We start from the raw sequence: 17478 nt of genomic DNA, 5'->3' as shown, positions 1-17478 counted from the left end.
TCGAAACTGTTTTATATCTTTAAACTCCCACCATGAGCAAATTAATTGTTGGCCTTGGCAATCCTGGCGATGAGCACGAAGAAGATCGGCATAACGCTGGCTTCTGGTTTGTCGACGCCCTGGCTAAACAATTAAACACCCGGTTCGAAAGTGAAAAACGCTTTCATGGAAAAGTGGCTAAAACAAAGTGGGAAGGCGAAGATCTTTATCTTCTAAAGCCGACCACGTATATGAATCTAAGTGGGCAAGCGGTTGGCGCACTCTGTCGCTTTCATAAGATGAGTGCCGATAATATTTTGGTAGTTCAAGATGAGCTTGATTTAAAACCCGGAACTGCCCGATTGAAACTAGGTGGTGGGACTGGTGGCCATAATGGCCTCAAAGATATCCAGGCGCACCTTGGAACCCCTCAATATTGGCGTTTACGCCTTGGCATAGGTCATCCACGAGATTTGGCTGGCGATGGCCGCCCAATGGATGTAGCTGACTATGTTTTGCGCAGACCTCAATTAGCCGAACAGAAACTCATTAATACAAGCATTGAAAATGGTCTACAAATATTGCCGCTGTTTTTGAAAGGCGATCCCCAAACCGCCATGATGGAGCTTCACTCTAAAGCGTAGGCTCTAGCTTTGAATCGCTTTTTTATTGGCTGTTAATAGCCTGAATTTCACCATTAACTGTTCCTGGGTTTCTTTGTGTTCTGGATTAAATGGAATGCAGTCTACCGGGCAGACTTGACGGCATTGGGGAGCATCGTAATGACCCACACACTCTGTGCACTTATTGGGATCAATTTCGTAGATCTCTAGCCCCATGTAGATCGCATCATTGGGGCATTCTGGCTCGCACACATCGCAATTGATGCATTCGTCAGTGATCATTAAAGCCATACTTACCTATACCAATCTGACTTATTTTGTTTTTTGCTGCGAAGACTCAATCTTCTTCACCAACCACTTCTCCACGGAAGGGAAAACAAATTTACTAACGTCGCCACCCATCGAAGCAATCTCACGAACAAAGGTACCCGAGATAAATTGATATTGGTCGGAGGGGGTCAAGAATAATGTCTCTACATCTGGTAATAAGTAACGGTTCATGCCCGCCATTTGAAACTCATACTCGAAATCTGATACTGCGCGTAAGCCACGCACAATCACTCGCGCATTGTGCTCACGTGCGAAATCTTTCAACAAGCCATCAAAGCCGACGACCTTCACATTTGGGTAGTGCCCCATAACTTCTTTAGCGATATCAATACGCTCTTCGAGGGTAAAGAACGGGTGCTTGCTACGACTTGAAGCAACACCAACGATAAGCTGATCAAAAATACTGGATGCACGACGCACCAAATCCTCGTGACCACGAGTCAAAGGGTCAAACGTTCCTGGATATACAGCTACAGTCATAAATCTCCTAAGGCTTTATCGGCTACACGCAAGAGTTTAGCCTCTTCCACTCCGAAATAGGCAGGCTTTTACCTGCCCAGCCTCTAAGTACTTTCCACAATGCCACGAGGGCAATAGAGACTCAAGCTCTCCACGGGAACGATTTGCAGGAAATTCCACATAAATGCCGCCCCCCATACTGTCATTGCATACTCTAGCAGCCTCGAGCACCACATGATTCAGTAAGTCTGAGTCCTGAAATGGGGGATCAATAAAGATCAAGTTGGCAGAGTGATCAGGCTGCCTCTTGAGAAACCCTAGGCTATCGCCTTGTAAAATTTCAACTAAACCTGTTGCTGGGGATGAATTCAATAGCTCCAAATTTTTCAATAAATTTGCATGGGCTTTTTTATCTTTCTCCAAAAGAGTAACCACACTCGCACCACGCGATGCAGCCTCAAATCCAAGAGCGCCTGTACCTGCAAATAAATCCAAGCACCTCAAGCCTGTTAAATCTTGGCCCAACCAATTGAATAAAGTTTCACGAATGCGATCAGTTGTTGGGCGCAAGCCGGGCACATCCATTACTGAGAGCAAGCGACTCCTCCAGTTGCCGCCAATAATCCGAACCTTCTTTGGTGGCTCGCTCTTTAAAGATTTAAGCTTACTTATTTTGAGCTCCCAGCAAAACAATCTTCATGCGATCCATTGCAAGATATTTTTGAAAGGCGGCCGTCACCTGATCTAAGGTAACTGCCTCTACCTGCTTAGTCCAGACTTCCATCGTATCCAAGGGAAGATCATTCCAAACAATTGAAGAAACGTTGTCTAATAATTTTCGATTATTGTCTATTCGCAATGGATAGCCATTGACTAAATTTGCCTTAGCGGCAGCGAGCTCAGAGTCAGTTGGGCCCTTCGCAATAAAATTGGCAATTGTCTCGCTCATTACCTCAAGAGCCACAGACCCTTGATCACTCTTGGTCTGCAAGCCTGCCTGAAAGATGCCAACATCCTTTCCGGGTGAAAAATAACTGAAGACGCTATAAGCTAGACCGCGCTTCTCGCGCACCTCCGTCATTAATCGCGATACAAAACCTCCGCCTCCCAAAATGTAATTACCAACCAATAAGGGGAAGTAATCGGGATTGTTGCGCGTAACGGCTGTCATTCCCATGGCGATGTGCGCCTGTTGAGAATCAAATGGAATGCTTACCTGACGCTCAGCCAATGGCTCTGCAGAAGAGCGCTGCAATTGTGGAAGTGCGGGAATAGCTGGCCCAAATTGAGGAACCCTCTTTAACAAACCTTGCACGATTTCTTTTGCTTGAGCCTGATCAACATCCCCAACAATGCTCACGATCATTCGATCGCCTCGATAGAAGCGCTTATGAAATTGCGCTAGATCAGCCGAAGTGATTGCGGAAATGGACTTAACAGATGGGCTCTCTGCCAAAGGATACTTACCGTAAACCATAGACTTAAAGCGTCTCTCAAGAACATACTCGGGCTTTGTCTCCGCCTCAAGTAAGTTTGTGATGGTTCGCTGTTTTTCACGAGCAACGATATTCGCATCATAAGTTGGTGCGCTCAACATGGCAGCGGCGAGCTGGACTGCTCGATCACGCAGATCCTTTCTGCTTAAACTACGAATACGCAAAGTGGCACGCTCACCACTTACGGATAAACCAATATTCGCCCCAAGGTCAGCAATCTCATCAGCGATTTGTGCTTCACTTAAGAGACCTTTTTCACCTCGAACACCATAAGTCATTAAGTCGGCGGTTAAATCCGCTAAGCCACTCTTGCCAGCAGGATCGTAGCGATCACCCGCATCAATACTGACCTCAATATCTACCATCGGCAAAGACTTGGTTTGTACAAGATATGCTTTTGCACCTTTAAAAGACTCCAATTGCTCAATGGGTAAGGTTGCTTGGGCGCTGGTAAGAGGGCCAAATAGGGAGAATATGAAAATTGCTATGTGTCGGACCAGTTTCATGGTTTACCCCCTTCCGCGCCTGACTTACGGGCCTGCGGATCCAATATGGCAATCGTCAAATGATCGTCTACTAGATATTTTTTGGCGACTGCTTGCACTTGTTCAGGAGTAATTGACTGCATTCTTTCCAACATGTAATCAATATCTCTCCAAGAAAATCCAGCCATCTCCGTTCCGCCAATTTCCATTGCCTGACCAAAAATAGAATCACGCTTATATATTTGCTCGGAAAGAATGCGCACCTTAATTCGCTTTAGCTCAGATTCCAAAATACCTTTTTGCTGAATCTCATTAATCGCTTTGCGAATGCTAGATTGGGCTTGCTCTATTGTCTTACCCTTAGCAAGGGTGGCACTAACAACAAATAACGCTGGACCTCGAGAAATCATGTCATATCCAACACTAACATCGTTCACTACTTTTTCTTGCTTAACCAGACTACGATTGAGTCGCGCGTTGTCATAACCATCTAAAACTGCTGTTAATAACTCGAGTGCATATGGATCTGACTCATCAAGTTTGCCTGGCTCAAGGCGAGGGGCTTTCCACGCCATAGTCAGCTGGGCGCTATCAGCTGGAGCCTTTACTTGGACTTGCTTCACCCCCCTCTGAGGCGGCTCAATTTGTGGCTTACGAACAGGCAACTCTTTAGCAGCAACGGCACCGTAATATTTTTCTACAATTGCCAAAACTTGCTGGGCATTTACATCGCCAGTAATCACTACAGTCGCATTATTTGGTTTGTACCAAGTACGATACCAATCGCGCGCATCTGCTGCAGTCATGTTTTGCAAATCGTTCATCCAACCAACAACTGGATGACGATAAGGTGAACTCATAAATGCAGTCGCCATTAGGGACTCATTTAGCAAACTACTCGGATTGTCTTCCGTTCTTAGGCGACGCTCCTCCATCACGACTTGGATTTCTTTTAAGAATTCAGCATCGTCAAAATTCAAGTTAGACATGCGATCAGCCTCTAACTTAATTACCTCTTCTAATTTTGATTTTTCGACTTGCTGAAAATAGGCTGTGTAGTCGCGCGATGTAAAGGCATTCTCTCGCCCACCAACTGCGGCAACCAAACGCGAGAACTCCCCAGCTTTTACCTTATCGGTCCCTTTGAACATCATATGCTCAAGAACATGGGCTACGCCCGTTCTGCCATTGGTCTCGTCCATAGAGCCCGCACGATACCAAACCATATGTGCTACGGTTGGCGCCCGATGATCTTCGCGTACAACTAGTTTCAGGCCATTGTTTAATAGAAATTCATGAGTATCCGATGGATTTTTATCTGCCGCCCAAGAAAGTTGGGCAAATAGCAAAAATAGGAAAGAAATTCGGAGTAAATTGGAACGCATCTGCTAAATCACCATATCCCAAGAATTAAATTGATAAGATGCAAGGATTAAATTGTATCGATTATGTTTGGATTACGTAAAACCCTAGGATCTCTATTTAAATCAAGCAAATTAGATGATGCTTGGTTTGATCATTTAGAAGAATCACTCATTCAGAGTGATGTGGGTTTGCCTACGACCGAACAATTGATGACTAAGCTACGCAAAGCCGCTAAATCAGAAAAAGCGTCTAGTGCTGAAGACTTGCAAGCATTGCTAGTTCAAGAGGTTACAAGCCTGTTGCAAAGTCTTGAAGTCAGCCCAAACCCTTTATTTACAAGCACTTCAAGCCATATTCCCGAAGTGTGGCTAGTAGTTGGCGTCAATGGCGCAGGCAAAACTACTACTATCGGAAAGCTCTGCAAGCTCTTTCAATCTCAAGGTAAATCCGTTCTGCTGGCAGCTGGCGATACCTTTAGGGCGGCCGCACGTAATCAGCTACAAGAATGGGGCGGGCGCAACCAAGTTGACGTTATCACTCAAGAGGGGGGAGATGCGGCGGCTGTTGCACACGATGCAATCCACTCAGCAATCTCCCGTAAAAATGACGTCCTGATTATCGATACTGCAGGTCGCCTTGCTACTCAAGATCACCTCATGGAAGAACTCAAGAAGGTAAAAAGAGTTATTGGTAAAGCACTTCCTGGGGCACCACATCACACACTATTGGTTTTAGATGGCAACACAGGACAAAATGGTTTGAGCCAAGTAAAGGCATTTCATGCGGCTTTGGGTCTTACCGCGATCATCGTTACCAAGCTCGATGGAACTGCCAAAGGGGGTGTTATTTGCGCCCTAGCCCAAACCCTCAAAGAAGGTCCCAAACCCGCAATTTTGGCCCTTGGTAAGGGCGAAGGAATTGATGATTTAGCCCCATTCACTGCAAGGCAATATTCCTCTGAATTATTCAATTAATTCAATAACTTACATTCAATAGAAACCATTAGCACTCTCTTGACAAGAGTGCTAAAATAGAAACCTATTAACACCTCATATTTATAAAAAAATGGTTCAAAAGAAATCTGACAAACCGAATTTGCAAAGGCTGCCTGTAGCGCAGGCTGCAGCGGCGTCCGCATTTCCAATGCTGCCATCCCTTGGGGTTGGCACACTCGATTCTTACATCGCGTACGTAAATCGCGTACCGATGCTAAGTGCTGCAGAAGAGTTACATCTTGCGCAGGAGTTTCGTCGCACTGAAAATGTAGATGCTGCAAAAACTTTAGTGCTTTCGCATTTACGTTTAGTTGTTTCTGTTGCTCGTCAATACCTTGGCTATGGCATTCCACACGCTGATCTTATTCAAGAGGGCAATGTTGGCCTCATGAAAGCAGTGAAGCGTTACGACCCCAGTAATGGTGCTCGCTTAGTATCTTATGCAATTCACTGGATCAAAGCGGAAATTCATGAGTACATTCTCAAAAATTGGCGCTTAGTAAAAACAGCAACAACCAAAGCACAGCGTAAGTTGTTCTTCAATTTACGTAGCAATAAGCCAACCTTGAATTCGCTGACAACAGCGGAAGTAGATGCACTCGCAAAAGCCTTGGATGTCAAAGGTTCTGACGTTAAAGAAATGGAAATGCGTCTTGCTGGAGGTGATGTTGCACTTGAAGGCGATGACAGCGATGATGATGCAGCTTACGCTCCAATTCAGTGGCTTGCTGATAACAGCCAAGAGCCCACTGAGCGCATTGCTAGCGCTCAAGCCGAGGCATTACAAGGTCCCAAGCTTGATCAGGCCCTAATGGCTCTTGATGAACGCAGTCGTAATATTGTGCAATCTCGCTGGCTAGCGATGGATGCAGATGGTAACGGTACAAAAACTCTGCATGATCTTGCAGAGGAATATGGCATTTCTGCAGAGCGAGTTCGCCAAATTGAAACGGCAGCACTCAAAAAGATGCGCGGTCTGCTTCAAGCAGCTTAATAAAAAAGGGTTCTTTTCAGAACCCTTTTCCTTACTTCATTAATTCTTTTAAATCATGCGCCAAGGTCTCCGGTCCTTGTGCATGTTTGATATAGAGACGTAAGCGTCCTTGTGGATCAAAGGCATAACTACCTGCTGTGTGATCCATTGTGTAAGTGCCAGGGGTTTTTCCAGGTACTTTCTTGTAATAGATTTTGAAGTCCTTCACCACCTTTTCTAAGGCAGCCTCATCTGCTGGACGCAATCCCAAAAAGCGGGGGTCAAAAGAAGGGACATACTGTTTCAAAATCGCTGCGGTATCGCGCTCAGGATCAACCGTAACAAACAAGACCTGCACCTTATCAGACTGCGGCCCCAGCAAAGTCATCACCTGCTGCATCTCTGTTAGGGTTGTTGGGCAAATATCGGGGCATTGGGTATAGCCAAAAAACATGACTACAACCTTGCCTTTGAAATCAGACAGTGTTCTGGTATTTCCATCGGGGTCCAACAAGCTAAAGTCTTTTCCAAATGCAGTGCTGCCAGTGATATCGATATTTTTGAACTCTGGCTTTGGGCTACACGCGACCAAAATGATTGCCATGGCGGCAATCAAAAAACTACGTAATGCAAGCATGTTCATTCCAATAATCTCAAAGGAAATAGTGATCTATTAATAAGGCTGCAAAGAGCAGTGATAGGTAGGTAATAGAAAAACGAAATGTCTTTTTAGCCAATGCATCACTGTATGAAATAAATAGAGCAATCACATAAGCCAAAAATACCAATCCCAATACTATGGCTGAGACTAAATAGACCATGCCACTCATCCCGTAGATATAAGGTAGCAAGGTTGCCGCAATCAAAATCAGGGTATAGAGCAAAATGTTCAACAAAGTAAAACGCTCACCATGCGTTACGGGCAGCATTGGTAAACCCGATTGCACATAATCATCCCGACGATATAAGGCAAGCGCCCAAAAATGCGGCGGCGTCCAAACAAAAATAATTAACACCAGAAGCCATGCTTCGGCTGAGAGGCTATTGGTCACCGCTGCCCAGCCCAATGCAGGCGGCATAGCACCCGAAAGCCCACCAATCACAATATTTTGTGGGGTTGCAGGCTTTAATAACCAGGTATAAATCACGGCATAACCAACAAAGGTAGCTAGTGTCAGCCACATCGTCAGAGGGTTACAAAAATTCCACAAAATAATCATTCCGAGCGCGCCCAAAATGATCGAAAAAAGAACAATATGAAATGGAGTTACTTCGCCAGTAGCTGAAGGACGCCATGAAGTACGTTTCATCTTGGCATCTACAGCCTGCTCTATTAGGCAATTCATGGCAAAAGCCGCACCCGCCAGTAACCAAATACCAACTACTCCTCCAATAAGAACGGGATAAGGGACCATTCCCGGTGTAGCCAAGAACATTCCAATCACGGCACAAAAAACGGCAAGCTGAGTCACTCTAGGTTTAGTTAAAACCCAGTACTGACGCCAACGCGGCATAGCCTGCTGCTCGCTTGTATTTGTTGTGTTCATAGGCGCTTCCAAGAAGTCCAATAAGCAATTCTGACCATGCAGAATACCAAAGCCGCAGACCCTGCTGTATGCAATAAGGCGGCGACCAAGGGCCACTGAAAAACTACATTTGAAATCCCAGTAATAATCTGTAAGGCAAGTAAGCTAAGCAAGAGCTTTGCAAAACGATTCAGATTCTCTGTTGCTGGGTTTGATTGGTGCGATATCCGCCAGGCCAATAAAGAAAGCATGGCTAAAACTAAGCACGCAAACAGACGATGTGCCCAATGAATAGTTTGCAAAGCAACCGGAGAAATAAACTCGCCCTGCGCATTTAAGCCAAGTTGACGCCATAGCGTAAAGCCTTCTTGCCAGTTGGTTTCAGGCCAAGCCGAACCAAGACAAGTCGGAAAATCAGGGCAAGCCAACACTGCGTAATTCGTGCTCACCCAAGCACCCAAGAAAATTTGGCAAAAGAGAATGACAAAGGCTGTTAACCACAAAAAGCCAGGAACAGGCCTTACCCGCAGCAACCGTACTGATGAATTTTTTTCAACCCAAACTTGTTGTGCGTAAGCGGTTAAAGCTGCCAATAAAAACAAGGCCAGGATTAAATGAAGGCTAACAATAATGGGTTGTAATTTCAGGGTTACTGTCCAAGCACCAAAGGCGCCCTGTATACAAACCAGCAACAACAAACCCAAGCTGCCCAACAGCGGGCCTTTACCCAAAGACTTCAACTTAGTAAACGCCACCCCTACCTGCACCAAAATAAGAGCGCCAACAGTCATCGCCAAATAACGGTGAATCATTTCAATCCACGCCTTCATCACCGTAACAGGGCCATCCGGCAAAAGATGTTCAGCCTGCCTAATATCTCCTAAGGCATGCAAGGGATTAGAGTTGCCATAACAACCAGGCCAGTCAGGACAGCCTAAGCCAGAATCGGTCAAACGCGTAAAGGCACCAAACACAATCAAGTCAAAAGTCATAAATACCAAGACCCAATTGAGTCGCTGAAAAAAGCTATAGCCAGGTCTTCTCCAAAGATAGGCGAGTGGCAATCCTGCAAATACAACTGCAATCAAAGCCAATTCCAAAAACAAGACAAAATTGGGCATTACAAATTCTCACCCTTGTGATTGAGACGTAGTAGTTTCTCTAGGTCTTTTTTAATTGCTGTAAATTCTTTTGGAGAATTAGTAACTGGGATCAACATCATCTTGTCTGGACTAGGATCAATCAATTGGATTTGATCGCCAGCACCCTCTTTGTTAAGCCAAGTCATAAATTCAGCACGCGCCTTGGGGTTGACTGGCAAGCCAACCACTTTAAAGCCAGCAACTTTTTCATCGTAAGCCTGCGCTACCGCAGGGTCAACCGGCTTACCGTCTGTATTGACCCATAAAAGCTGAACGCGACTGCCTTCCCTACCAACTGCTACTTTCGCTTGTCGCATCAGAAAAAGCGCCTCAATACATTTTTTATCTTCAACATGGCACTCGCCCGCGGGGCGAGCAATCAACAATGTCCACTTACCTTGCAGGGGCACATCAAACCATCCAGAATTTGCTGCCTGGGCGGGATAAACCAAAGTGCCGAAGTTGGTTTTACCACCCTCAGGTTTAATCACATAGTACGCAAAATAAGAGGCGATTACAGGCGCCGCGCACGCAAGCAGCAAAAACAACATTTGGATACGGCCTCGACGTGTTTGCGCATTAATTGCGGAAGAATCCGTCTGTGATGCTGGTATCAATAAATCTTTATCGCTCACTCTCAATCCCCATGTGCAGCACTTTGACGCCAATATTGACGCAAACCACCAGCCAACCAAAATACAAAACCCGCAAATGCCAAAGCAAACCACTGGAAGGCATAAGCATAATGGCGATCGACCCCAGTTGTCAGAGGAGCCCACTCTCGGACTAGGCCATCAGTAACCCCCGTCTCTTCTTGACGCAAAATAAATGGGGCTTGTGACCAATGATGAAGCTGACCCTCTCGCTCTAAATCAAAATTTTGCGCAATACGTGGTTTATTTATATCCACATTTGGGTCCTCTGAACCTAATGCATACACCTTTCCGGGGTGAGCAAAAACAATACCTTCAATATTCAATGTCCCAGCAGGCGTCTCTATGCTTGGCAATATCTCTCGATTCTCGCGATTGCGCGGAGCCCAGCCGCGATTGACCCACAGCACCTCATCACGACCTTCTAGTTGAAAAGGCATCATCAAATAGAAACCCGCTTGCGCGGTTGCGCCAGCCCCTCCTGCGGGAACCGGTTGCGGGCGGTTATCTAGCCATATTGCCGCCTCGGGAAGATATCTACCGCGAGCAATCATGCGGCGCTCACTAGACTCTTCCAGAGTCCATACATTGGCATTCGCATTCAAAATTGGCATCTGTTGACGTGCCAATAAATTAGCGGCCAGAGCGATCTTGCTATGCGCCCTGCTAACTTGCCAAATTCCAGCGCCACAACCAATAGCAATCACCAATAAGGCTGATACAGTAGCAACTGCACGCTTTGCTACCAAGACATCGAAGAGGCTATTTTTAGGATTCAAGATAAGGATTTGAAATGAAGTGGATTATTCCTGTTGCACTACTCATGATTGTGATCAGTTTAGGCTCAGCCTTGTATTTCATGATGAAAGATCGTGGCAATAGCTCTCGAATGGTTCACTCACTGATGCTACGTATTGGCTTATCGATTGCCCTATTCCTGGGAATATTGCTGGCTCATTACTTTGGACTAATTGAAGCAACTGGAATCAAAGTGGGAACTAACTAAGCCACTAACAAACAAGCGTGCCTAAAACTGAATCGGGGCTTAAAAGCCCCGATTTTTATTTCTCTTACATCCAGTAAACAGCGATGTACAAACCAAGCCAAACAACGTCAACAAAGTGCCAATACCAAGCTGCACCTTCAAACGCAAAATGATGCTTAGCCGTAAAGTCGCCACGAATCATGCGGCGCAAGACAATTGCCAACATAGTGCCGCCAAGGAAAACGTGAAAACCGTGGAAACCAGTCAACATAAAGAATGTTGAACCATAAATACCTGAAGTCAATTTCAAATTCAGAGCATGGTATGCATGGTAGTACTCATAAGCCTGGAAGCCCAAGAAGATCGCACCCAAAGCAACAGTAGCCGCCAAGAAGTTAACAGCTTTCTTCATGTGGTTTTCTACTAAAGCGTGGTGAGCGATAGTGATCGTTACACCAGAGCTCAACAACAAAAGTGTATTAATCGTTGGGATTGGCCATGGACCCATAGTGGTGAATTTCTCAACCAAACCAGCAGGGCCATCATTAGGCCAAACCGCTTGGAAATCAGGCCAAATCAATTTGCTCTCGACATCGCCCATCCAAGGCATCGCAATGTTGCGGGCGTAGAAAAGGGCTGCAAAGAATGCGCCAAAGAACATGATCTCAGAGAAAATGAACCACGCCATAGACCAGCGATAGGAAATATCTACGTTCACACCGTTCTTGCCAGCGTTGGATTCCGCGATGGTGTCACCAAACCAGTTATATAGAACAAATAAAACCCAAGCCACGCCAACAAGCGCTAGAGCTCCGCCCCAAGAGGTATGGTTAACCCAACCAGTCATGCCATAGCCGAAGGCGATCAAGCCAGCCGCTGCCATAGCAGGATGGCGAGACAATCCTGGGACGAAATAGTAAGGGGTTGAATTGGATGACATCGTATTCTCTCTATTCAATCAAAAAATAATCAATGGGATACAACTGCTTTCACTATCAAGAGCAGGATGGCCATAAAAATCAAGGCCCCAACAACACCCGCAATGATAATGTGCACAAAACTTAATGTAGCTACATCTTCCTGCAAACCAGACTTTTTACGCACACCCAAGAAGCCCCACATCACGGCTTTCATAGACTGCATAAAAGTACTTTTCTTTTTCTCCATCATGCGCCTTTAGACTTTGGAGTTGTAGAGCCAGCAGGCGGCACGCCAACACCCAATTCAAAGAAGGTGTATGACAAAGTGATTGTTTTGACATCTTGCGGCAAGCCTGCATCGATCACAAAAACAACCGGCATCTTTTTCATTTCATGAGCAGCCAATGTTTGCTGCTGAAAACAAAAACACTCTAATTTAGTAAAGAACTCAGTGGCGCTCTTAGGTGCATAACTAGGTATTGCCTGCGCCTCTACCGTTCTCCCTAAATTATTGGTTACTTCGTAAACAATCTCGGTCATCTCACCAGGATGAACCTCTAAAAAGTTTTTCAGAGGCTTAAACGTAAACGGTCCGCGACTATTTGAATCAAACTCGATTGTTACCTTACGCGAGTAATCAACCTGAGTATTACCAACCTTGTTTGGACTGAATGCTCTGACTCCGTAATCATTCTTACTGGTAACCACATTGATGCCGGTCACCTTACATAAGGCTTGATACATCGGCACAAGCGCATAACCAAAGCCAAACATCATTACTGAAGCGATTAGTAGCTTCAGTAAGATTTGACGGTTTGCAGACTGATTGGCTGTCATATAAAAAACACTTAACCCAAAACGCTCCACTTCATCACAATGCCAATAAAGAATACGATGGCAATGCTCAAAAGAATCAGCCCTAAGCGGCGATTATTCGCAGCCAGGGCTTGATTGGAAGACGATTTAAATTCCTGCTTCACGCAACTGCTCAGCGTTTGGAGGAGTTTCAAAAGTATGATGAGGCGCTGGTGAAGGCACTGTCCACTCAAGGCCTTTTGCACCTTCCCATGGTTTAGCCGGAGCCTTCTCGCCATGACCGCGGTAAGCAGGCAATGCTACGCAGAACAAGAAGTAAACCTGCGCTAATCCAAAGCCTAATGCACCAATCGAGGCAATCATGTTGAAGTCAGCAAACTGGGTTGGATAGTCTGCATAGCGACGTGGCATTCCCGCTAAACCCAAGAAATGCATTGGGAAGAAAGTGATGTTAAAGAAAATCATGGAAGCCCAGAAATGGATCTTGCCACGGGTTTCGCTAGCCATACGGCCTGTCCACTTAGGACACCAGTAGTAGAAACCTGCAAACATCGCAAACAATGAGCCCGCCACCAATACGTAGTGGAAGTGGGCAACGATGTAGTAAGTATCTTGAATGCCGATGTCAATTGGCGCCATCGCACAAATCAAACCAGTAAAGCCGCCCATCGTGAATACGAAAATAAAGCCAACAGACCACAACATTGGGGTTTCAAAGGTCATTGAACCTTTCCACATTGTTGCTACCCAGTTAAAAATCTTCACGCCTGTAGGAACGGCAATCAACATCGTTGCGTACATGAAGAACAGTTGACCAGTTACTGGCATGCCTGTTGCAAACATGTGGTGAGCCCAAACGATGAATGACAAGATCGCAATAGATGCAGTCGCATACACCATGGAGCTGTAACCAAACAATGTCTTTCTGGAGAAAGCGGGCACGATTTCACTGATGATGCCAAACGCAGGCAGAATCATGATGTAAACCTCTGGGTGACCAAAGAACCAGAAAATATGTTGGAACATAATTGGGTCACCACCGCCTACTGCGGAGAAGAATGATGTACCGAAGTGACGGTCAGTTAACACCATGGTAATTGCGCCAGCCAATACAGGCATCACAGCAATCAACAAGTAAGCGGTAATCAACCAAGTCCAGCAGAACATTGGCATCTTCATCAATGTCATGCCGGGAGCGCGCATATTCAAGATGGTTACGATGATGTTGATCGAACCCATGATGGAAGAAGCGCCCAATAAGTGAAGGGCAAAAATACCCATATCCAAGCCTGGGCCCATCTGTGATGTCAGAGGTGCGTAAATTGTCCAACCACCAGAAGGTGCGCCACCAGGAGCAAGGAATGAGCTCAACAATAAAGTCGCTGCAACCGGAAGAATCCAGAAGCTGAAGTTATTCATACGAGCAAAAGCCATATCGGATGCGCCAATTTGCAAAGGCACCATCCAGTTCGCGAAACCTACAAACGCTGGCATGATCGCACCAAACACCATCACGAGACCATGCATTGTGGTGAGCTGATTAAAAAACTCAGGGCGGAAGAATTGCAAACCTGGCTGGAACAATTCCAAGCGAATTCCCAAAGCCATTACGCCACCTGCCAACAAGCTGACAAATGAGAAGATCAAATACATCGTACCGATGTCTTTGTGGTTGGTTGCGAACAACCAACGACGCCAACCATGTGGCGTGTGATCATCATGCGCGTGGTCGTGTGCGTGATCGTGGGTAGTAGAGGCTGTGCTCATGGATTACTCCGGTTTCGTTTTATCTGTATTAGTTAATCTGAATTAGTTGCCGCCACGTGCGGTAATAATTTCTTGGGTCTGAATGACTTCACCCGTCTTATTACCCCATGAGTTACGGGTATAGGTAATTACAGCGGCGATATCGCCGTCAGAAATTACGCCAGCCCACTTAGGCATTGCATTTTTACCGTTAATCAAAATGTTGAATTGGCCAGCTTTAGGACCATTCACCACTTTGCTACCATCCAAGGCAGGGAACGCGCCCGCACCTTTTCCATTTGGCTGGTGGCATGCGGCACAGTTAGCAGCGTAGACTTTCGCGCCACGCTCTTTTTGCTCTTCCAATGTATAAACTTTGGAAGGATCATCACCTGCAGCGCCCATTTCTTTTTTCTTCTGTGCTACCCAAGCGGTGTAGTCATCTTGTGAAACTACTTTGACAACGATTGGCATAAACGCATGCTCTGCACCGCACAACTCAGAACACTGACCACGGAATGTGCCAATAGTTTCTGCCTTGAACCATGTATCGCGAACAAATCCTGGGATCGCATCTTGCTTAACGCCAAAAGCTGGGATAGTCCAGGCATGGATAACGTCATTTGCAGTTGTGATCAAACGAATTTTCTTGCCAACTGGTACAACCATTTCGTTATCGACTTCCATCAAATAAGTATTTGATTTTGGAGCGAGGTTGTTAATTGCTTCGCGTGAAGTTGTGAGAGTGGACAAGAAGCTAATGCCTTCGCCCTCGCCCTTAATGTAGTCGTAACCCCATTTCCACTGATAACCAGTGGTCTTGATAGTGATGTCGGAGTTGGTAGTGTCTTTCATTGCCACAACTGTTTTGGTGGCAGGCAAGGCCATACCAATAACAATTAATAACGGAATGACTGTCCATACAATTTCCACCAATGTGCTCTCGTGGAATGATGCTGACTTATGTCCGAGTGATTTGCGATGCTTCAAAATCGAATAGAACATCACACCAAAAACACCCACAAAAATCAATGCGCAAATTGCGAGCATCATCCAGTGTAACCAATGGATTTCTTGCATGATTTTGGTTGCTGGGGCTGCGAAATTCAGCTGGTTTACAGCTGGGCCGCCTGGCATATTTTCTGTTGCATAAGCAAAAGCAGTGCCGAAGGCTGCTACTAAATAGAGCGATGCCCTAGTGACTTTTCCAAATAAATTCATCTTATTCTCTGTTTATTGTCGCGAGCACTGCAGCAAAAAACGCCACAAAATGCCCAAAATGCGGTCTCAAGCCAATACATCCAGCGGAGATTATAGGGTTAATTGGGCTCAACAACAAACAGGGATAACCCCCCTCCACCCAATCTTGGTGGAGCTTAAAATGATAGTGAGCACTTACACTTAATGAGAATCTGTCCTAGTCTTGCGTCCAATTTGATTTACATCAATATAGGCTACGCTGTCCTGTGATTTAGCGAGGTGTTTTCCAAGGGCCCAAGCGTGTCCATAAACAATTTCTAGGGTCAGTTTTTGGGGCAAATCGCTTATTTCAGCCTCTACATGAGGGTTTGCATTTGCCAAGTTCAGTGCTTCAACATCCCCCAATAAAAGCTGAGGTTGTTCGTAATCCAAAGTCAGATACTCCATATCCATTACAGGGTCTGAAAATCGCTTGGATACCAAAGCATCCCCTAAATCATGCATATCCCAGGGACTTCTTAAATTTTTCAACTTCAAGGCGCCGCCCTGAATTGCGCGCAACTCTTTTCCAGTGTCAGGGCCTAGATAGCTAAACACAACGAGTCCACCCTCACGCAAAACGCGCCAACACTCTTGTAAAAACAATTTGGGATCCGCTAGATCATGCAGCAATAAATTACTAAATACCAAATCTACAGAATTGTCAGGAATATCGAATTTATTAGAAGTGTGAAGATGCGCAAGTGCACTTGTTTTTGAGCGCCTAAAAATTGATCGCCAATTCGCACGGGCTTTTGCAATCCACAATTGCAGTCTTGAAGATCCATCTTCAATAACACTATGAATGCGGGCATCTGGAAAACGCCGTGCCACTGCCGCATGATGGTCTGCTGGATAGTCTGGGACCACCAAAATATCCCGAACATTGAGCTTCACGATGTCGAGTTTTTGCAGCATGCGATCTGCAATTTCATCTTGTAACCATCTGATGGATTGGGTCATTGGCTCAGTATACTCAGCGCCCCATGCGATTTCTAGAGAATCTTATTCAATCGATCAGCGAATCTGTTTTACCAACTGCATGCATCGTTTGCCAACAATATCAATCTGCAAGTATTTGCAATCAATGTCTACTCATGATTTATCACAACAGCCTTTTGCACTATGAGTGCTGTTATCAATGTGGAATTCCTCTACTAGCTACAGAGATTAACCAGCAGCATTGCAATACTTGTATTGCGCAAGCACCCTCATTTGATCAAACAATTTGCCTTGATTGTTATGACGGCCCGCTTCAAGAGGCACTCCATCAATTTAAGTACCAGAAACGTCTTGCGTATGCTCATGGACTAAGTGAGGTTTGGAATGCAGCACTTGCAAGCGAAATAGACGATCGATCAATTGATTATTTACTCCCCGTTCCATTGAGTCAGAAAAAATTACTCGCTCGCGGCTTCAACCAAAGCTGGGAGCTTGCAAAAAGAATTCAGTGCGGTAGCCACATACAGAAGTTACCTTATGCCCTGAAACGCTTCCATCATGTAGAACATCAAGCAGCTAAAAATTATTCTGCACGGCGACATGACATACGTCAGATGTTTTATATTGATACAAAAGATATCAAAAGGCTTGATGGTAAATCTGTTGCTGTTTTTGATGACGTTATGACAAGCGGTGCGACATTAAATGAGATTGCGCGCACCCTCAAAATGATTGGGGTAGCTCGAGTAAGCAATTGGGTTTTACTAAGAACCACTAAACTGGGCATATAAGCTGAATCCATGA

At 45.4% G+C, this 17478-nt stretch carries 22 protein-coding genes; 5 read left to right on the top strand and 17 right to left on the bottom strand.

All coding sequences use genetic code 11. The annotated features are described in order from the left end of the window. Positions 1 to 32: 32 nt before the first annotated feature. Positions 33 to 623: an aminoacyl-tRNA hydrolase gene (gene pth / locus ICV39_RS03705; protein ID WP_215390534.1), complete on the top strand. Its 591-nt coding sequence runs from the start codon at positions 33 to 35 to the stop codon at positions 621 to 623. Between the two features lie 3 nt (positions 624 to 626). On the opposite strand, the gene ICV39_RS03700 is transcribed toward pth, so the two are convergent. From ICV39_RS03700 to ICV39_RS03680, 5 genes are read right to left on the bottom strand one after another with little or no spacing between them, the layout of a single operon-like run. Continuing rightward, the gene (locus tag ICV39_RS03700; protein WP_215390533.1) at positions 627 to 893 is read right to left on the bottom strand and encodes a YfhL family 4Fe-4S dicluster ferredoxin; all 267 of its coding nucleotides are present in this window, start codon (positions 891 to 893) and stop codon (positions 627 to 629) included. A 21-nt stretch (positions 894 to 914) separates the two neighbouring features. Beyond that, positions 915 to 1412, bottom strand: coding sequence for a pantetheine-phosphate adenylyltransferase (gene coaD / locus ICV39_RS03695; protein WP_215390532.1), 498 nt, complete (start codon positions 1410 to 1412; stop codon positions 915 to 917). A gap of 36 nt (positions 1413 to 1448) precedes the next feature. Then, the gene (gene rsmD / locus ICV39_RS03690; protein ID WP_256437484.1) at positions 1449 to 2084 is read right to left on the bottom strand and encodes a 16S rRNA (guanine(966)-N(2))-methyltransferase RsmD; all 636 of its coding nucleotides are present in this window, start codon (positions 2082 to 2084) and stop codon (positions 1449 to 1451) included. After that, complete coding sequence (locus tag ICV39_RS03685; protein ID WP_215390531.1) at positions 2056 to 3393, bottom strand: pitrilysin family protein; 1338 nt, start codon at positions 3391 to 3393, stop codon at positions 2056 to 2058. The genes rsmD and ICV39_RS03685 overlap by 29 nt, the downstream gene beginning before the upstream one ends. Continuing rightward, on the bottom strand, positions 3390 to 4757 hold the full coding sequence (locus ICV39_RS03680) for a pitrilysin family protein (RefSeq protein ID WP_215390530.1): 1368 nt from the start codon (positions 4755 to 4757) through the stop codon (positions 3390 to 3392). The genes ICV39_RS03685 and ICV39_RS03680 overlap by 4 nt, the downstream gene beginning before the upstream one ends. Positions 4758 to 4820: 63 nt before the next feature. Here ICV39_RS03680 and ftsY point away from each other — a divergent pair, with 63 nt between their 5' ends. Beyond that, the gene (gene ftsY / locus ICV39_RS03675) at positions 4821 to 5711 is read left to right on the top strand and encodes a signal recognition particle-docking protein FtsY (RefSeq protein ID WP_215390529.1); all 891 of its coding nucleotides are present in this window, start codon (positions 4821 to 4823) and stop codon (positions 5709 to 5711) included. 91 nt (positions 5712 to 5802) lie between these two features. Further along, on the top strand, positions 5803 to 6726 hold the full coding sequence (gene rpoH, locus ICV39_RS03670; protein WP_215390528.1) for an RNA polymerase sigma factor RpoH: 924 nt from the start codon (positions 5803 to 5805) through the stop codon (positions 6724 to 6726). Between the two features lie 31 nt (positions 6727 to 6757). Here the strand turns inward: rpoH and ICV39_RS03665 are convergent, their stop codons facing one another. Genes ICV39_RS03665 through ICV39_RS03645 form a run of 5 tightly spaced genes read right to left on the bottom strand, consistent with a single transcriptional unit; the run spans position 6758 to position 10805 of the window. Beyond that, positions 6758 to 7348 (bottom strand): SCO family protein, encoded by a 591-nt coding sequence (locus ICV39_RS03665; protein WP_215390527.1) that lies wholly within the window; start codon positions 7346 to 7348, stop codon positions 6758 to 6760. 10 nt (positions 7349 to 7358) lie between these two features. After that, a complete protein-coding gene (cyoE, locus tag ICV39_RS03660) occupies positions 7359 to 8252 on the bottom strand; it encodes a heme o synthase (RefSeq protein ID WP_215390526.1) in 894 nt (297 codons plus the stop codon). Then, complete coding sequence (locus ICV39_RS03655; protein ID WP_251372727.1) at positions 8249 to 9352, bottom strand: heme A synthase; 1104 nt, start codon at positions 9350 to 9352, stop codon at positions 8249 to 8251. The genes cyoE and ICV39_RS03655 overlap by 4 nt, the downstream gene beginning before the upstream one ends. Continuing rightward, positions 9352 to 10008 carry a hypothetical protein gene (locus ICV39_RS03650; RefSeq protein ID WP_215390525.1) on the bottom strand — a complete coding sequence of 219 codons (657 nt, stop codon included), beginning with the start codon at positions 10006 to 10008 and terminating at the stop codon, positions 9352 to 9354. Before ICV39_RS03650 ends, ICV39_RS03655 begins: the two co-directional genes overlap by 1 nt. Positions 10009 to 10010: 2 nt before the next feature. Next, entirely contained in the window at positions 10011 to 10805 is a 795-nt protein-coding gene (locus tag ICV39_RS03645; protein ID WP_251372726.1) for an SURF1 family protein, read from the bottom strand. Positions 10806 to 10819: 14 nt separating this feature from the next. Between ICV39_RS03645 and ICV39_RS03640 the strand changes: the two genes are divergently transcribed. Continuing rightward, a complete protein-coding gene (locus ICV39_RS03640; RefSeq protein WP_173956512.1) occupies positions 10820 to 11032 on the top strand; it encodes a twin transmembrane helix small protein in 213 nt (70 codons plus the stop codon). Positions 11033 to 11096: 64 nt separating this feature from the next. Here ICV39_RS03640 and ICV39_RS03635 read toward each other — a convergent pair whose 3' ends face one another. The 7 genes from ICV39_RS03635 to ICV39_RS03605 form a co-directional block, all read right to left on the bottom strand. Continuing rightward, a complete protein-coding gene (locus ICV39_RS03635) occupies positions 11097 to 11951 on the bottom strand; it encodes a cytochrome c oxidase subunit 3 (protein WP_215390524.1) in 855 nt (284 codons plus the stop codon). Between the two features lie 29 nt (positions 11952 to 11980). Continuing rightward, positions 11981 to 12178 (bottom strand): DUF2970 domain-containing protein, encoded by a 198-nt coding sequence (locus ICV39_RS03630; protein ID WP_173956514.1) that lies wholly within the window; start codon positions 12176 to 12178, stop codon positions 11981 to 11983. Next, positions 12178 to 12768 (bottom strand): cytochrome c oxidase assembly protein, encoded by a 591-nt coding sequence (locus tag ICV39_RS03625; protein WP_215390523.1) that lies wholly within the window; start codon positions 12766 to 12768, stop codon positions 12178 to 12180. Before ICV39_RS03625 ends, ICV39_RS03630 begins: the two co-directional genes overlap by 1 nt. 11 nt (positions 12769 to 12779) lie before the next feature. Then, the gene (locus ICV39_RS03620; RefSeq protein ID WP_215390522.1) at positions 12780 to 12911 is read right to left on the bottom strand and encodes a cytochrome oxidase small assembly protein; all 132 of its coding nucleotides are present in this window, start codon (positions 12909 to 12911) and stop codon (positions 12780 to 12782) included. Beyond that, positions 12895 to 14514, bottom strand: coding sequence for a cytochrome c oxidase subunit I (gene ctaD / locus ICV39_RS03615; RefSeq protein ID WP_215390521.1), 1620 nt, complete (start codon positions 14512 to 14514; stop codon positions 12895 to 12897). The genes ICV39_RS03620 and ctaD overlap by 17 nt, the downstream gene beginning before the upstream one ends. Positions 14515 to 14556: 42 nt before the next feature. Further along, positions 14557 to 15714 carry a cytochrome c oxidase subunit II gene (coxB, locus tag ICV39_RS03610; RefSeq protein WP_215390520.1) on the bottom strand — a complete coding sequence of 386 codons (1158 nt, stop codon included), beginning with the start codon at positions 15712 to 15714 and terminating at the stop codon, positions 14557 to 14559. A gap of 180 nt (positions 15715 to 15894) precedes the next feature. Beyond that, positions 15895 to 16695, bottom strand: coding sequence for a class I SAM-dependent methyltransferase (locus tag ICV39_RS03605; protein WP_251372725.1), 801 nt, complete (start codon positions 16693 to 16695; stop codon positions 15895 to 15897). Between ICV39_RS03605 and ICV39_RS03600 the strand changes: the two genes are divergently transcribed. Next, positions 16695 to 17465 (top strand): ComF family protein, encoded by a 771-nt coding sequence (locus tag ICV39_RS03600; RefSeq protein ID WP_251372724.1) that lies wholly within the window; start codon positions 16695 to 16697, stop codon positions 17463 to 17465. The genes ICV39_RS03605 and ICV39_RS03600 overlap by 1 nt on opposite strands. Positions 17466 to 17478 lie beyond the last annotated feature (13 nt).

Source organism: Polynucleobacter sp. MWH-UH25E, from assembly GCF_018687095.1.
Lineage (GTDB): Bacteria > Pseudomonadota > Gammaproteobacteria > Burkholderiales > Burkholderiaceae > Polynucleobacter.
This window is presented reverse-complemented; position numbering and strand designations above follow the sequence as displayed.

What these genes read in the sequence shown, in the direction of transcription:
- coaD (WP_215390532.1), bottom strand. Translation starts at nt 1,412, where the DNA reads ATGACTGTAGCTGTATATCCAGGAACGTTTGACCCTTTGACTCGTGGT.
- ICV39_RS03635 (WP_215390524.1), bottom strand. Translation starts at nt 11,951, where the DNA reads ATGTCATCCAATTCAACCCCTTACTATTTCGTCCCAGGATTGTCTCGC.
- rpoH (WP_215390528.1), top strand. Translation starts at nt 5,803, where the DNA reads ATGGTTCAAAAGAAATCTGACAAACCGAATTTGCAAAGGCTGCCTGTA.
- ICV39_RS03625 (WP_215390523.1), bottom strand. Translation starts at nt 12,768, where the DNA reads ATGACAGCCAATCAGTCTGCAAACCGTCAAATCTTACTGAAGCTACTA.
- ICV39_RS03700 (WP_215390533.1), bottom strand. Translation starts at nt 893, where the DNA reads ATGGCTTTAATGATCACTGACGAATGCATCAATTGCGATGTGTGCGAG.
- ICV39_RS03685 (WP_215390531.1), bottom strand. Translation starts at nt 3,393, where the DNA reads ATGAAACTGGTCCGACACATAGCAATTTTCATATTCTCCCTATTTGGC.
- pth (WP_215390534.1), top strand. Translation starts at nt 33, where the DNA reads ATGAGCAAATTAATTGTTGGCCTTGGCAATCCTGGCGATGAGCACGAA.
- ICV39_RS03605 (WP_251372725.1), bottom strand. Translation starts at nt 16,695, where the DNA reads ATGACCCAATCCATCAGATGGTTACAAGATGAAATTGCAGATCGCATG.
- ICV39_RS03680 (WP_215390530.1), bottom strand. Translation starts at nt 4,757, where the DNA reads ATGCGTTCCAATTTACTCCGAATTTCTTTCCTATTTTTGCTATTTGCC.
- ctaD (WP_215390521.1), bottom strand. Translation starts at nt 14,514, where the DNA reads ATGAGCACAGCCTCTACTACCCACGATCACGCACACGACCACGCGCAT.
- ICV39_RS03630 (WP_173956514.1), bottom strand. Translation starts at nt 12,178, where the DNA reads ATGGAGAAAAAGAAAAGTACTTTTATGCAGTCTATGAAAGCCGTGATG.
- ftsY (WP_215390529.1), top strand. Translation starts at nt 4,821, where the DNA reads ATGTTTGGATTACGTAAAACCCTAGGATCTCTATTTAAATCAAGCAAA.
- cyoE (WP_215390526.1), bottom strand. Translation starts at nt 8,252, where the DNA reads ATGAACACAACAAATACAAGCGAGCAGCAGGCTATGCCGCGTTGGCGT.
- coxB (WP_215390520.1), bottom strand. Translation starts at nt 15,714, where the DNA reads ATGAATTTATTTGGAAAAGTCACTAGGGCATCGCTCTATTTAGTAGCA.
- ICV39_RS03640 (WP_173956512.1), top strand. Translation starts at nt 10,820, where the DNA reads ATGAAGTGGATTATTCCTGTTGCACTACTCATGATTGTGATCAGTTTA.
- ICV39_RS03655 (WP_251372727.1), bottom strand. Translation starts at nt 9,352, where the DNA reads ATGCCCAATTTTGTCTTGTTTTTGGAATTGGCTTTGATTGCAGTTGTA.
- ICV39_RS03665 (WP_215390527.1), bottom strand. Translation starts at nt 7,348, where the DNA reads ATGAACATGCTTGCATTACGTAGTTTTTTGATTGCCGCCATGGCAATC.